Consider the following 12,745-nt stretch of genomic DNA (forward strand, 5'->3'; position numbering starts at 1 on the left):
GTCTCGTTGATATGCAACTGCATTGCATTATATGAATGACGCAACACGGTTGCATGTAACCCGAAAAAGCGCCCGCCACCGCCCTCTCCGGCCGCGCCGATAGACTCGGGGCCCGCCTCCGCCTTCCCGCCGCCGATGACCCCGCCCGTGCTCTACAGCTTCCGCCGTTGCCCCTATGCGATGCGCGCCCGCCTCGCGCTGGCGGCGAGCGGCCAGCGTTGCGAGCTGCGCGAGGTCGAGCTCAAGCGCAAGCCGCCCGAGATGCTGGCCGCCTCGCCCAAGGGCACGGTGCCGGTGCTCGTGCTGGCCGACGGCACGGTGATCGACCAGAGCCTGGACATCATGCGCTGGGCGCTCGCGGCCCACGATCCGCTGCGCTGGCTGCAGCCCGGCGACACCGAGGCGCTGGTCGCCGCCTGCGACGAGGGCTTCAAGCCGCAGCTCGACCGCTACAAGTACCCGGGCCGCTTCGCCGACGCGGTGCAGGCCGAGGCCCGCGAACAGGGCGCGCGCTTCCTGCGCGAGCTCGAGGCGCGGCTGGCCGCCTCGGCCTTCCTGCTCGGCGCCCAGGCAAGCCTGGCCGATGCCGCGCTGATGCCCTTCGTGCGCCAGTACGCGATGGTCGAGCCGGCCTGGTTCGAGGCCCAGCCCTGGCCGCGGCTGCGCGCCTGGCTCGCGGACTGGATCGCCTCGCCGCTGTTCGACAGCGTCATGCGCAAGAACCCGCCCTGGCGCAGCGGCGAGGCCGGCATCGCCTTCCCATGAGCACGCGCCTGCATTTCGACCTGACGACGGTCCAGCTCTTCATCGCGACCGCCGAACTCGGCGGCGTCACGCGCGGCGCCGAGCGCATGCACATGGCGCCGGCCGCGGCCTCGCGCCGCATCCTCGAGCTCGAATCGCAGTTCGGCGTGGCGCTGTTCGAGCGCCGCCCGCACGGCATGGTGCTGACCGATGCCGGGCGCGCGATGCTCGCGCATGCGCGCAACATCACGCACACCGTGCTGCGCATGCAGGACGACGCGGCCTCCTACCTCGGCGGCGAGCAGGGCGTGGTGCGCGTGGCGGCGCCGAAGTCGGCGGTGATCCAGTTCATGCCGCGCGACATCGAGCGCTGCGCCGCCGCCTGCCCCGGCGTTCGCATCGACCTGCAGGAGATGAACAGCCAGGTGGTGCAGCAGGCGCTGCGCCGCGGCACGGTCGACATCGGCATCTACGAGGCCAGCCTCGGCGCCATCGACCTGCCGATGCTGCCCTACCGCGGCGATGAGCTGGTGGCCGTCACCGCGCGCGGCCATGCGCTGGCCGGCCGGCGCGAGGTGGTGCTCGAGGACATCCTGGCCTGCGACCTGATCGTGCTCAACGAGGGCTCGGCGATCTCGCTCATGCTCGCGCGGCTGGCCGACGAGACCGGCCAGCTGCTGCGCATGCGCATGCGCGTGGGCGGCTTCGACAGCATCGCGGCGCTGGTGGCGCAGGACCTGGGCATCGGCGTCATGCCGGCGGCGATCGCGCGCCATGTGGCGGCGGGCAGCCGCTTCGCGCGACTGCCGATCCGCGGCGACTGGGCGCGGCGCCAGTTCGTGCTGTGCCATCGCGCCGAGGATTCGCTGTCGCGCGCCGCGGCCAGCGTGGCGCGCGTGCTCGCGGATACGCAAAACGCGAATCCAGCCTCGCCCAAATAGCGATGGCGCCCGGTGCGGGCCTTGCGCACCATCCGTCGCATCCAAAGAACGACGGAGACATCGCAGCATGCAACGCAGAAGCTTCACCCTGGCGGCCGCGGCCGCCCTCGCCGCACCGGCACTGGTGCGCGCCGCGAACGAGGCGGCGCCACCGGCCGGCCCCGTGAAGATCGTGGTGGGCTTCGCGCCCGGCGGCGGCACCGACGTGCTGGCGCGCGTCATCGGCCAGAAGCTCGGCGCGATGTGGAACGTCTCGGTGGTGGTCGAGAACAAGCCCGGCGCCACCGGCGCGATCGCGGCCGACTACGTGAGCAAGCAGCCGCCCGACGGCAACACCCTGCTGATGGCGCACGTCAACAGCCACGCGATCGCACCGGCGCTGCTGACCGGCGTGCGCTACGACCCGCGGCGCGACTTCACGCCGCTGACCCTGGTGGGCGTGACGCCCAACATGCTGACCTGCGCGCCAGCGCAGAAGGCACGCACCCTGCCCGACGTCGTGGCCCTGTGCCGCGAGCGGCCGGGCCGCGTGTCCTTCGGCTCCTCGGGCATCGGCTCGGCGCAGCACCTGGCCTTCGAGATGTTCAAGCTGCAGGCCAAAGTCGATGCGGTGCACGTGCCCTACAAGGGCTCGAGCGCCCTGATCGTCGACCTGCTCGGTGGGCAGATCGACTATGCCTTCGACACGATGACCGCCGCCACGCCCTTCGTGAAGCAGGGCAAGGTGATCGCGATCGCGCAGACGCGGCTGCAGCGCGCGCGCAGCCATCCCACCGTGCCCACGCTCGCCGAGTCGGGCTTTCCGGGGCTGGACGCGGCCTCGTGGTACGGCCTGGTCGGCCCGCGCGGCATGGCCGCGCCGATGGTGCAGCGCATGAGCGAGGACATCAACCGCGTGCTGGCCCTGCCCGACATCGCGCAGCGGCTCGACGAGTTCGGCGCCGAGGACGCGGGCGGCAGCCCCGAGAAGTTCGGCGCCTTCATCGCGAGCGAATACGCCAAGTGGGGCCGCATCGTGAAAGAGGCCGGCGTGCGCGCCGACGCCTGAACCATTTTCCTTTCCCCCTGAAAGACGCCAACCGATGAGCGACACCTCCTCCTCCCGTCCCCTCCCCTTGGCCGGCGTGCGCGTGCTCGACGTGAGCCAGGTCATGGCCGGCCCCTATGCCTGCATGCTGCTGGCCGACCTCGGCGCCGACGTCATCAAGATCGAGCCGCCGCAGGGCGGCGACCAGACGCGCGGCGCCATGGGCTTCAAGCTCAAGGGCACGGACAGCATGGGCTTCCTCAACATGAACCGCAACAAGCGCTCGATCGCGCTCGACCTCAAGTCCGACAGCGGGCGCGAGGTGCTCTACAAGCTGGTGGCGCAGGCCGACATCCTGGTGGAGAACTACCGCCCCGGCGTGATGAAGCGGCTGCGCACCGACTACGAGACGCTCAGCGCGATCAACCCGCGGCTGGTCTACGTCAGCATCTCGGGCTTCGGCCAGACCGGGCCCTGGGCCGGCCGGCCGGGCTTCGACCTGATGGCGCAGGCGATGTCGGGAATCATGAGCGTGACCGGCCATCCCGACGGCCCGCCCGCCAAGGCCGGCGTGCCGGTGGCCGACATCGGCTGCGCGCTGTTCGCCACCTACGGCATGCTGTCGGCCTACATCGGCGCCAAGGCCACGGGACGCGGCCAGTACGTCGATGCCTCGCTGTTCGATTCCGCGCTGGCCTTCTCGATCTGGGACATCAGCGAGTACTGGGGCACCGGCCGCGAACCCGAGCAGCTCGGCACCGCCAACCGCATGAGCGCGCCCTACCAGGCGATGAAGGCGGCCGATGGCCACTTCGTGATGGGCGCCACCAACCAGAAGCTATGGCAGATGCTGTGCGCCACGCTGGAGCGGCCCGACCTGCTCGATGACGCGCGCTTCGCGACGGTGTCGCTGCGCCTGGCGAACCGGCACGCGCTCATCGAGAGCCTCGAGCGCAGCTTCGCGCAACGAGGTTGCGAACACTGGATCGACCGGCTGCTGTCCGTGGGCATCCCGGCCGGGCCGATCCTCAGCTACCCCGAGGCCTTCGAGAGCGAGCATGGCCGGCACCGCCGCATGCGCATCGAGATCGACCATCCGGTGGAAGGCAAGGTGCCCAACATCGGCTTCGCGGTGAAGATGGGCGGCACGCCGCAGCAGGTGCGGCGCGCGCCGCCGCTGCTCGGGCAGCACACGGCCGAGGTGCTGGCCGAGCTCGGCATCGATGCGCCGGCGCAGCGCGAACTGGCCGCGGCCGGAGCCTTCGGGTCATGAGCGAAGGCAGCGTCCATCTCTCGGTGACGGAGGGCATCGCCACGCTGGTGTTCGACCGGCCGGCCGCGCGCAATGCCATGACCTGGTCCATGTACCAGTCGCTCGCGGCGCACTGCGAATCGCTGGCCGCGCGCGCCGGCGAGGTCCGCGTGGCGGTGCTGCGCGGCGCGGGCGGCCAGGCCTTCGTGGCCGGCACCGACATCGCGCAGTTCCGCGACTTCGAGGGCGGCGACGACGGCGTGGCCTACGAGCGGCGCATCGATGCCGGCATCGGCCTGCTCGAGGCGCTGCCGATGCCGACCGTGGCGGTGGTCGAGGGCTGGGCCGTGGGCGGCGGGCTCGCGATCGCGACCGCCTGCGACTTCCGGCTCGCGACGCCGGGCGCGCGCTTCGGCGTGCCGATCGCGCGCACGCTGGGCAACACGCTGTCGTCGCTGAACTTCGCGCGGCTGCGCGCGGCCTGGGGCCTGCAGCCGGTGCGGCGCATGCTGCTGCTGGCGCAGATCCTCGATGCGAACGAGGCGCTGGCCTGCGGTTTCCTCGAGCAGGTCTGCACGAGCGAGGCACTCGACGGCGCGCTGCAGTCGCTGTGCGCGCGGCTGGCCGCGCTGGCGCCCGTGACGCAGGCGGCCGCCAAGGAAGCGCTGCGGCGCGGCACGACGCACGGCGCGCCCGACACCGACGACCTGGTGCGCCGCTGCTACGGCAGCGCCGATTTCGCCGAGGGCGTGGCAGCCTTCACCGAGGGACGGCCGCCGGCCTGGCGCGGCCGCTGATCAGGCCGCGACCGCGCGCGCCGAGGCGCGCTGGATGCATTCGACGAAGTGCTGCGCGGCCGGCGTCAGCAACTGGCCGCGGCGCTTGACCACGCAGACATTGAGCGTCGGCAGCGTCTCGACCACGTCCACGCGCCGGATGCCGTGGCGCTTGAAGCTCAGCGCGGCCAGCGGCTCGACGAACAGGCCGATCAGGTCCATCTGCCCGACCAGCGACAGCGCGACCGTGACCGAGTGGCCCTGGATCACGCGCTGCGGCGCCGGCAGGCCCAGCGGCAGCAGCGCCGAGATCGATTCGCGGCCGCTGAAGTGATCGTCGCCCGGCAGGATCCACTCGGCGGTCGCGAGCTCGGCCATCGAGCGGCTCGCGCGCAGCGGATGGCGCTCGCGCAGTCCCACCACCAGCTTCACCGGAAACAGCTCGATGGCCTCGAACTGCGGATCGAGCCGGCCCGGCACCACATGGGCCACCGCGAAATCGAGCGAGCCCTCGCGCAGCCGCGCCAGCATCCAGGGCAGCACCGCCTCGCTGAACTGCACGTCGACGGCCGGCAACCGGCCATGGAAGTCCTTGAAGGCCGCCGGCAGGATGGTCTGCGCGAACGAGGTGCTGACGGCCAGCGCGACCCGGCCCGTGAGCCCGTCGCGGATCTGCGCGATCTCCTCGCGCGCGCGCTGCATGTCGGCCAGCAGCATGCGCGCGCGCGGCGCGAAGGCCTCGCCGAAGGGCGTGAGCCGCACGCCCTTGACGCTGCGCTCGACCAGCGGCGCGTCGACCTCGCGCTCGAGCTCGCGCACGATCTTGGTCACCGCGGGCTGCGAGATGCCGAGCACGCGCGCCGCCGCGCGGATGCTCATCTGCTCGACCACCGCGACGAAGGCGTGCAACTGGTTGGGTTTCATGGAGGACGGGTGCCGGACGGGCGACAACCAAAAGTTATCGTACTGGCCCAATTATTGTCTTTTCAGCGAGCAACCGACTCTCTAGCATCCGTCGCGGCCGAAGACCTTCGACCTACCCGCATTCCCACAGAACCACACCAACACCCCGAGACATGAGCCCCACCCGTCCCGCGCACAGCGCCGCCAGCCGGCGCCAGACCATCGTCGCCACCACCATCGGCAACGGCCTCGAGTTCTTCGACTTCACCGTCTACGGTTTCCTCGCGCTGGTGATCGGCAAGCTGTTCTTTCCCACCTTCAGCGGCTACGGCCAGCTGCTGCTCACGGTCGCGACCTTCGGCGTCGGCTTCATCATGCGGCCGCTCGGCGGTATCGTGATCGGCGCCTATGCCGACCGCGCGGGCCGCAAGAAGGCCATGACCTTGACCATCTTCCTGATGGCGCTCGGCTGCGCGGTGATCGCCTTCACGCCCACCTACGCGAGCATCGGCGTCGCGGCGCCGGTGCTGATCGTGCTGGCGCGGCTGATCCAGGGCTTCTCGGCCGGCGGCGAGGTCGGTGCTTCCACCACGCTGCTGGTGGAGCACGCCACGCCGCAGAACCGCGGCTACATGGCGAGCTGGCAGTTCGCGAGCCAGGGCCTGGGCGTGATGCTCGGCGCGGTGGTGGTGGGCGCGCTCACCTTCACGTTGTCGCCCGAGAACATGCAGAGCTGGGGCTGGCGCGTGCCTTTCGTCCTCGGCATGCTGATCGCGCCGGTGGGCATGTACATCCGCCGCCATCTCGAGGAATCGCTGCAGATCGCGCCCGAATCGGCCAGCGCGCCGCGCCGCGAGAGCAGCCTCAAGATCGTCTGCTCGCAGCACGGCAAGACCGTGCTGGCCGCCATCCTCGCGCTGGTCGGCGGCACGACGGCCGCCTACGTCGTCACCTTCTACATGCCGACCTACGCGGTGCGCGAGCTCGGCCTCACGCCCTCGGTGGCGCTGTTTGGCGCCGCGCTCACCGGCCTGATCTCGTTCGCCTTCGCGCCCTTCGTGGGCCTGCTGTCGGACCGCGTGGGCCGCAAGCCGCTGATCCTGTGGAGCCGCGTCTTCCTCGTGGTGCTGATCTACCCGGGCTTCCTCTGGCTCAATGCCTCGCCCACGCCCGCGGTGCTGTTCATCGTGCTCGGCGTGCTGAGCCTGGGCCTCGTGGGCCAGACCGTGCCCGGCATCACGATGCTGCCCGAGATGTTCCCGAAGGCGGTGCGCGCCAGCGGCATGTCGCTGGTCTACAGCGTGGGCGTGGCGCTGTTCGGCGGCTTCGCGCCCTTCATCAGCACCTGGCTGCTCAACGCCACCGGCAGCAAGCTCGCACCGGCCTGGTACCTGGTCGTCATGACCCTGGTCTCGCTGCTGGGCCTGCTCTGGCTGCGCGACCACACGGGCCGCGACATCGACGCCGCCGGCGCGCACGCCTGATTCCCTCCCGCACATTCCTCCCCACGATCCCTCCATGACCGCTCTCACCCACAGCACCGCCGCCACGCGGCATTTCTCGGGCACCTATGTCGAGGCCCGCGCCAAGTTCCTCGAAGCCGCGCACGCCCGCGGCGCTTCAATCGAATCCTTCGTCAACGAGGCCCACCGCGGCGCGCTCGGCGAGGAACTCGCGACCGACGTCGCGCTGCTCGGCACCATCGATGCGAAGAAGCTGCTGCTCGTGACCTCGGGCACGCACGGCCCCGAAGGCTTCTGCGGCTCGGGCACGCAGGTCGCGACCCTGCACGACGAGGACCTGCTCGCGCGCCTGCAGCAGGCCGGCGTGGCGCTGCTGCTGGTGCATGCCGTCAACCCGCACGGCTTCTCGCACCTGCACCGCACCAACGAGGACAACATCGACCTCAACCGCAACCACATCGACTTCGGCGCGCCGCTGCCGGTGAATGCCGAGTACACCGATGTCGAACCGCTGGTGCTGCCCGCGAGCTGGCCGCCCACGCCGGCCGACGAGGCGGCCGTGGCCGCCTACATCGAGAAGCACGGCATGCGCGCCTTCCGCGCCGCCGTCACCAAGGGCCAGTACGTCTCGCCCGACGGCCTGTTCTACGGCGGCACCGCGCCTTCGTGGAGCAACAGGACCATCCGGTCGATCCTGCGCAAGTACGCGGCCTCGGCCACGCACATCGGCTGGATCGACGTGCACACGGGCCTGGGCCCCTATGGCCACGGCGAGAAGATCTACCCGGGCCGCAACACGCCCGAGGACCTGGCCATGGCCCATGCCTGGTGGGGCGCCGACGTGTTCGCGCCCTTCGCGGGCGACTCGGCCTCGGCCGACGTCTCGGGCCCGGTGATCTCGACCGCCTACGACGAATGCCCGAACGCGCGCATCGCGCCCATGGGCCTGGAGTTCGGCACCCTGCCCGACAACGAGGTGCTCACGCGCCTGCGCGCCGACACCTGGCTGCGCCGCCATCCCGAAGCCTCCGACGCACAGCAGCGCGAGATCCGCCGCCAGCTGCGCGATGCCTTCTACTGCGACAACGACGAGTGGAAGGGCATGGTGCTGGGGCAGGCGCGCGTGGTGCTGCTGCAGACCCTGCAGGGCCTGCGCAAGGCCTGAAGACGGGGCGCGTCAGCCGAAGTTCGGCGCGCGCTTCTCGCGCAGCGAGGCCACGCCCTCGCGCACGTCGGCGCCCGCGAAGCCCATGAATTCGAGCGCCAGCGAGGCGTCGAAGGTGGGACCGGCCTGGCGCAGCCAGTTGTTGAGCGCGTACTTGGTCAGGCGGATCGCGCTCTGGCTGCCGGCCGCGAGGCGGTCTGCCACCTCGTAGGCGCGCGGCAGCAGTTCCGCGTCGTCGACCGCCAACGACACCAGGCCGATGCGCTCGGCCTCCTCGCCGCTGACCGGCTCGCACAGCAGCAGGTGGTACTTGGCCTTCGCCATGCCGCACAACAGCGGCCAGACGATCGCCGCATGGTCGCCGGCCGCCACGCCCAGGCGGGTGTGGCCGTCGACGATCTTCGCGCCGCGCGTGGCGATCGAGATGTCGGCCAAGAGGCCCGCCACCAGCCCCGCGCCCACGGCCGGGCCGTGCATCGCGCTCACGATCGGCTTGTCGCAGTTGATGATGTTGTAGACCAGGTCGCGCGCCTCGCGCCACACGCGCTGGCGGATCGCGTCGTCGGCCGTCATGTCCTGCACCATGCCGAGGTCGCCGCCGCCCGAGAAGCCCATGCCCTCGCCGCGCAGCACGGCGCAGCGCACCGAGTCGTCGGCCGAGACGTCGCGCCAGATCTCGGCGAGTTCGCGGTGGCCGTCGTGGCCGGCCGTGGGCAGCTTGCCGTTGGTCGCGCGCATCTGGATGTCGAGCACGCTGCCGTTGGCGCCGCGGCGCGTGATGGCGAGGGTCTGGTAGCGGGTGTAGTCCATGGTCTTTCCTGTCTCCGGTGCGCGCCGATCGCGCACGCTCGTTGTTCTTTCAGCGCTGCGCCGCCACCTCGCGGCAGCGCTTCACGTTGGCATCGAGCCGCGGCGCGAGCCCGGGCTCGCAGACATCGCCCGCGGGATCGAGTCGGCAGAGGCCGACCACCACGTAGTCCATCACGGCATCGGTGCACATCGGGTACTTGGCGAGCTGCGGGTTGGCCCTGGACTTGAAGCCCCAGCGCTCCGAGAACTCGATGGTGCGCGCCATCGCACCATGGAAGAACTCGCGGTTCCTCGCGGCGACGGCGGCCTCCATGCGCGGCAGCTCCTCGTTGAGGTAGCCCACCGATTCGAGTGGGAAGTCGGCTGGGTTCTGCGACTGCGCGCAGGCGAGCGAGGCGCCCAGCAGCAGCGGCAGCACGCAGGCGGCGCGCAACACGCGCGTGGGGGTCGACACGGAAGGGGCGATGCGATGGCGTGGCATGGCCGTCGATTCTGCAACGTTTGCTGACAGCTTTGCTCCAGTCCGATGCGTGGGCGCCACGCGGGGCGGCCTACCGCCCCTTCTTCTGCTTGTCGAACTTGTGCCAGTAGCGGAACTCGTCCTCGTGCACCTCGAGGTCGACCTCGGACACGCGCGCCTGCAGCCGCTCCTGCACGTCGGCCACGGCCTTGTTGTAGATCGTGGGGCCGATCTCCTCGATGAAGAAGCCGAGCAGCGCGCCGGCGGCGACGTTGCCGATCGGCTCTTCCATGTTCTCGCGGAAATAGCGCTCGATCGAGGTGATGGCCTGCTGGCGCAGCTCGCGCGAAATCTCGATGGTCATGCGGCGGGGTCCTTGCTGGATGCTCGAATGGAGCATTGTGCCGATGCGTGGAGAATCGGGGCCCCGGCCGCGGCACGAACGCCGCCGCCGCCGCCGTCCCACAACCGAACCGATCGATCCCATGGCCCGTCCCTCCCGCCAGCCCCGCATGCTCGAACGCGGCATCCTCTGCCTGCTCATCGGCGCCGCCGTGCTGCTGGGCCCGCACTTCCTGCAGGGCACGCGCTGGTTCGAGATGGTGGCGGGCGCCTCGGTGGTGGGCTGGTTCGCGCTCGCGCTGGGCGCTGCGCTGGTGGTGGTCGAACTGGTGAAGCGCGGCAAGGATTCGCAACGGCGCTGAGCCGCGCGCCGCTCAGCGCCGCAGCTTCTTGACCAGTTCGACGACCGCGAGCACCACCGCGCCCGCGACGATGCCGACGCCGGCATTGACCAGCATCGACCCCAGCGTGCCGAACACGCCCGAGGTCGCGGCCCAGGCCTCGACCGCATGGCCGAGCGCGGGCACGCCGTGCACCAGGATGCCGCCGCCGACCAGGAACATCGCGGCGGTGCCGGCGATCGACAGCCCCTTCATGAGCCAGGGTGCGCCCGCCAGGAGCGCGCGGCCCAGGCCGCGCACGGCGGCGCTGCCGCGCTGGCTCAGGTAGAGGCCCGCGTCGTCGAGCTTCACGATGCCGGCCACCAGGCCGTAGACGCCGACGGTCATGATCAGCGCGATGCCCACCAGCACGCTGAGCTGGGTGGTGAAGGGCTGGCCCTGCACGGTGCCCAGCGTGATCGCGATGATTTCGGCCGAGAGGATGAAGTCGGTGCGCACCGCGCCCTTGATCTTGTCCTTCTCGACCGCCACCACGTCGACCGCGGCATCGGCCACGGCCTGCTCGTGGCGCGCGGTGTCGGCCGCGTGTTGCTCCTTGTGCAGGAACTTGTGGGCCAGCTTCTCGCAGCCCTCGAAGCACAGGAAGGCGCCGCCCACCATCAGCAGCGGCGTGACCAGCCAGGGCAGCCAGGTGCCGATGGCCAGCGCGGCCGGCACCAGGATCGCCTTGTTGACCAGCGAGCCCTTGCAAACCGCCCAGACCACGGGCAGTTCGCGGTCGGCCTTGACCCCGGTGACCTGCTGCGCGTTGAGCGCGAGGTCGTCGCCGAGCACCCCGGCTGTCTTTTTCGCGGCGACCTTGGTGAGAACCGATACGTCGTCGAGCACGGTCGCGATGTCGTCAAGCAGCAGGAGCAGGCTGGAGGCCATGGATGGGCGAAAGGAAAATGAAAGGCGCGAGCTTAGCCGCTGCCGTGTGCAGGGCCCGTGAATATCCGCATGGGGAGCGCCCGCGCCGCACGATGCGGCCACGGATGTACGCCGAAAGCAGTCGGCCGAAGCCGCCAGGCCGTCAGAGCGCGCTCAGCGCGATCGCCAGCATCGTGGCCAGCGAGACGCCGAACACCGCGAGGCCGACGGCGCGGCGGCGGTGCGTGAGCAGCCACAGCGCCACGCCCGAGAGCGAGAGGAAGATCAGGCTGCCGGCCAGCGTGTCGACCAGCAGGATCCACGCGAGCGGCATGCCGCCGCCCTTGTGCATGTTGGTGAGGGTGGCGACGAGGCCGTTGCGCGTGGTGGCGACGCCCACCGAGCGGTTGCCCTGCCAGTAGTCGGCCTGCACGATCTCGTTCGGGCCGCCGAAGTTGAAGGTCCAGCGCGCGGGCTGGGTCAGCGCGGGCGCCTCGGGATCGGCCTTGCGGTCGACCCAAGCCACCGGCTTCGCGGGCTCGATGCGCGTGGAGCGCGGCGGGCCATCGGTGCGCAAGGCCTGCTGCAGCCAGATGGCCATCGCCTCGGGCGTGGCCGGTGCCGGCTCGGGCAGCGCGAGCTGGGCCCGGCTGCGTTCCTGCGACTGCGGCAGCTTCAGCACGTTGCGGTGGTTGAGCCAGATGCCGCTGAAGCCGAACAACAGCCCGAGCACCGCGCCCCAGAGGCCGAACCAGCCATGGGTGCGGCGGATCCACTGCACGGCGAGCGTGCGGCTCTGGTGCGATGGCACCCGTCGGGCGTGGCCCGGGGCGTGTCCGGCGTCCATGTCAGGCCACGTTGCGCTTCAAGCGGATTTCTTCGATGCGCACGCTGCCGATCTGCGTGGTCTTGGCGGTCTTCATCTCGCGCTTGAAGCCGGCCAGCTCGTGGAAGCGCATCGCGCGGTCGTTGCGGATCGGCACCCAGATGGTGACCGTGGTGCAGCCCTCTTCCTCGAGGCCCTCGCGCGCGGCGTCCCAGAGGGCGACGCCGATACCCTTGTCCCAGTGCTCGGGACGGACGTAGAGGGCCCAGATCTCGCCCGCGGTGGACGGGGTCTTGGGATCGCGCGAGCGGTCGAAGCCGACGAAGCCGACGACCTTGCCGTCGAGCTCGGCCACATGGACCTGCGGTTCGCTGAACTCGATGGCTTCGCGCCACTTGGCCTCGCGCGAGGCGAGCGCCAGCGCGCGCAGCTCCTCTTCGGGCAGGATGCCTTCGTAGGCAGCCTTGGCGGCGGCGGCGTGGACTTCTGCGATGGCCTTGGCATCGCGCATCGTGGCGGGGCGAACTTCGTGGTCGGACATGAATGCGGGAAAAACGGATGGAACCGCCTATTGTCGCCGCACCGCTAAACTCCCAGCCCATCATCGCAGCAGCTCAGGAGAAACCTCATGGCCAAGGGTCAGCAACGTTCCAACAAGGAAAGCAAGAAACCGAAGAAGGACACCTCCCCGCCGAAGGCCCCGGCACTCGGCGGCGAGCCGGTGCGCGCGGTCGTCACCACGGCGGTGATTCCGCGCGGCAAGCTCAAGAACAAGTGATCCGCCAC

The 12,745-nt window shown here is 70.5% G+C and carries 16 protein-coding genes; 9 read left to right on the top strand and 7 right to left on the bottom strand.

Features of this window, described 5'->3' with window-relative positions; all coding sequences use genetic code 11:
- Positions 1 to 135: 135 nt before the first annotated feature.
- The 5 genes from INQ48_22270 (at position 136) to INQ48_22290 (ending at position 4,761) form a co-directional block, all read left to right on the top strand.
- On the top strand, positions 136 to 765 hold the full coding sequence (locus tag INQ48_22270) for a glutathione S-transferase (GenBank protein QRF56079.1): 630 nt from the start codon (positions 136 to 138) through the stop codon (positions 763 to 765).
- Positions 762 to 1,685 carry a LysR family transcriptional regulator gene (locus INQ48_22275; GenBank protein QRF56080.1) on the top strand — a complete coding sequence of 308 codons (924 nt, stop codon included), beginning with the start codon at positions 762 to 764 and terminating at the stop codon, positions 1,683 to 1,685. Before INQ48_22270 ends, INQ48_22275 begins: the two co-directional genes overlap by 4 nt.
- Positions 1,686 to 1,752: 67 nt before the next feature.
- Positions 1,753 to 2,733 carry a tripartite tricarboxylate transporter substrate binding protein gene (locus tag INQ48_22280; protein QRF56081.1) on the top strand — a complete coding sequence of 327 codons (981 nt, stop codon included), beginning with the start codon at positions 1,753 to 1,755 and terminating at the stop codon, positions 2,731 to 2,733.
- A gap of 34 nt (positions 2,734 to 2,767) precedes the next feature.
- Positions 2,768 to 3,985 carry a CoA transferase gene (locus tag INQ48_22285; GenBank protein ID QRF56082.1) on the top strand — a complete coding sequence of 406 codons (1,218 nt, stop codon included), beginning with the start codon at positions 2,768 to 2,770 and terminating at the stop codon, positions 3,983 to 3,985.
- Positions 3,982 to 4,761, top strand: a complete 780-nt coding sequence (locus INQ48_22290; GenBank protein QRF56083.1) for an enoyl-CoA hydratase/isomerase family protein — start codon at positions 3,982 to 3,984, stop codon at positions 4,759 to 4,761. Before INQ48_22285 ends, INQ48_22290 begins: the two co-directional genes overlap by 4 nt.
- On the opposite strand, the gene INQ48_22295 is transcribed toward INQ48_22290, so the two are convergent.
- On the bottom strand, positions 4,762 to 5,664 hold the full coding sequence (locus INQ48_22295) for a LysR family transcriptional regulator (protein QRF56084.1): 903 nt from the start codon (positions 5,662 to 5,664) through the stop codon (positions 4,762 to 4,764).
- Positions 5,665 to 5,816: 152 nt separating this feature from the next.
- Here INQ48_22295 and INQ48_22300 point away from each other — a divergent pair, with 152 nt between their 5' ends.
- Both INQ48_22300 and INQ48_22305 read left to right on the top strand, forming a co-directional pair.
- Positions 5,817 to 7,127: an MFS transporter gene (locus tag INQ48_22300; protein ID QRF56085.1), complete on the top strand. Its 1,311-nt coding sequence runs from the start codon at positions 5,817 to 5,819 to the stop codon at positions 7,125 to 7,127.
- Between the two features lie 34 nt (positions 7,128 to 7,161).
- Positions 7,162 to 8,271, top strand: coding sequence for a M14 family metallopeptidase (locus tag INQ48_22305; GenBank protein QRF56086.1), 1,110 nt, complete (start codon positions 7,162 to 7,164; stop codon positions 8,269 to 8,271).
- Between the two features lie 12 nt (positions 8,272 to 8,283).
- Here INQ48_22305 and INQ48_22310 read toward each other — a convergent pair whose 3' ends face one another.
- From INQ48_22310 to INQ48_22320, 3 genes are all read right to left on the bottom strand, one after another.
- Positions 8,284 to 9,081 (bottom strand): enoyl-CoA hydratase/isomerase family protein, encoded by a 798-nt coding sequence (locus tag INQ48_22310; GenBank protein ID QRF56087.1) that lies wholly within the window; start codon positions 9,079 to 9,081, stop codon positions 8,284 to 8,286.
- Positions 9,082 to 9,130: 49 nt separating this feature from the next.
- Positions 9,131 to 9,562 carry a hypothetical protein gene (locus tag INQ48_22315; protein QRF56088.1) on the bottom strand — a complete coding sequence of 144 codons (432 nt, stop codon included), beginning with the start codon at positions 9,560 to 9,562 and terminating at the stop codon, positions 9,131 to 9,133.
- Between the two features lie 70 nt (positions 9,563 to 9,632).
- Positions 9,633 to 9,905 carry a DUF2164 domain-containing protein gene (locus tag INQ48_22320; GenBank protein QRF56089.1) on the bottom strand — a complete coding sequence of 91 codons (273 nt, stop codon included), beginning with the start codon at positions 9,903 to 9,905 and terminating at the stop codon, positions 9,633 to 9,635.
- A 121-nt stretch (positions 9,906 to 10,026) separates the two neighbouring features.
- On the opposite strand from INQ48_22320, the gene INQ48_22325 reads away from it, so the two are divergent.
- Complete coding sequence (locus INQ48_22325; GenBank protein ID QRF56090.1) at positions 10,027 to 10,245, top strand: hypothetical protein; 219 nt, start codon at positions 10,027 to 10,029, stop codon at positions 10,243 to 10,245.
- Positions 10,246 to 10,257: 12 nt separating this feature from the next.
- Here the strand turns inward: INQ48_22325 and INQ48_22330 are convergent, their stop codons facing one another.
- From INQ48_22330 to INQ48_22340, 3 genes are all read right to left on the bottom strand, one after another.
- A complete protein-coding gene (locus INQ48_22330) occupies positions 10,258 to 11,154 on the bottom strand; it encodes a DUF808 domain-containing protein (protein QRF56091.1) in 897 nt (298 codons plus the stop codon).
- Positions 11,155 to 11,296: 142 nt separating this feature from the next.
- Positions 11,297 to 11,980, bottom strand: coding sequence for a PepSY-associated TM helix domain-containing protein (locus INQ48_22335; GenBank protein QRF56092.1), 684 nt, complete (start codon positions 11,978 to 11,980; stop codon positions 11,297 to 11,299).
- 1 nt (position 11,981) lies between these two features.
- Positions 11,982 to 12,500: a GNAT family N-acetyltransferase gene (locus tag INQ48_22340; GenBank protein ID QRF56093.1), complete on the bottom strand. Its 519-nt coding sequence runs from the start codon at positions 12,498 to 12,500 to the stop codon at positions 11,982 to 11,984.
- 87 nt (positions 12,501 to 12,587) lie between these two features.
- Between INQ48_22340 and INQ48_22345 the strand changes: the two genes are divergently transcribed.
- Positions 12,588 to 12,737, top strand: a complete 150-nt coding sequence (locus INQ48_22345) for a hypothetical protein (GenBank protein QRF56094.1) — start codon at positions 12,588 to 12,590, stop codon at positions 12,735 to 12,737.
- The last annotated feature ends 8 nt before the right edge of the window (positions 12,738 to 12,745 follow it).

It is taken from the genome of Variovorax paradoxus (assembly GCA_016806145.1).
Lineage (GTDB): Bacteria > Pseudomonadota > Gammaproteobacteria > Burkholderiales > Burkholderiaceae_C > Variovorax.

Bases quoted from the DNA above. Each gene is read 5' to 3' on its own strand.
- INQ48_22285 (QRF56082.1), top strand. From the start codon at position 2,768: ATGAGCGACACCTCCTCCTCCCGTCCCCTCCCCTTGGCCGGCGTGCGC.
- INQ48_22295 (QRF56084.1), bottom strand. From the start codon at position 5,664: ATGAAACCCAACCAGTTGCACGCCTTCGTCGCGGTGGTCGAGCAGATG.
- INQ48_22280 (QRF56081.1), top strand. From the start codon at position 1,753: ATGCAACGCAGAAGCTTCACCCTGGCGGCCGCGGCCGCCCTCGCCGCA.
- INQ48_22305 (QRF56086.1), top strand. From the start codon at position 7,162: ATGACCGCTCTCACCCACAGCACCGCCGCCACGCGGCATTTCTCGGGC.
- INQ48_22300 (QRF56085.1), top strand. From the start codon at position 5,817: ATGAGCCCCACCCGTCCCGCGCACAGCGCCGCCAGCCGGCGCCAGACC.
- INQ48_22270 (QRF56079.1), top strand. From the start codon at position 136: ATGACCCCGCCCGTGCTCTACAGCTTCCGCCGTTGCCCCTATGCGATG.
- INQ48_22290 (QRF56083.1), top strand. From the start codon at position 3,982: ATGAGCGAAGGCAGCGTCCATCTCTCGGTGACGGAGGGCATCGCCACG.
- INQ48_22335 (QRF56092.1), bottom strand. From the start codon at position 11,980: ATGGACGCCGGACACGCCCCGGGCCACGCCCGACGGGTGCCATCGCAC.
- INQ48_22325 (QRF56090.1), top strand. From the start codon at position 10,027: ATGGCCCGTCCCTCCCGCCAGCCCCGCATGCTCGAACGCGGCATCCTC.
- INQ48_22320 (QRF56089.1), bottom strand. From the start codon at position 9,905: ATGACCATCGAGATTTCGCGCGAGCTGCGCCAGCAGGCCATCACCTCG.
- INQ48_22340 (QRF56093.1), bottom strand. From the start codon at position 12,500: ATGTCCGACCACGAAGTTCGCCCCGCCACGATGCGCGATGCCAAGGCC.
- INQ48_22275 (QRF56080.1), top strand. From the start codon at position 762: ATGAGCACGCGCCTGCATTTCGACCTGACGACGGTCCAGCTCTTCATC.
- INQ48_22310 (QRF56087.1), bottom strand. From the start codon at position 9,081: ATGGACTACACCCGCTACCAGACCCTCGCCATCACGCGCCGCGGCGCC.
- INQ48_22315 (QRF56088.1), bottom strand. From the start codon at position 9,562: ATGCCACGCCATCGCATCGCCCCTTCCGTGTCGACCCCCACGCGCGTG.
- INQ48_22345 (QRF56094.1), top strand. From the start codon at position 12,588: ATGGCCAAGGGTCAGCAACGTTCCAACAAGGAAAGCAAGAAACCGAAG.
- INQ48_22330 (QRF56091.1), bottom strand. From the start codon at position 11,154: ATGGCCTCCAGCCTGCTCCTGCTGCTTGACGACATCGCGACCGTGCTC.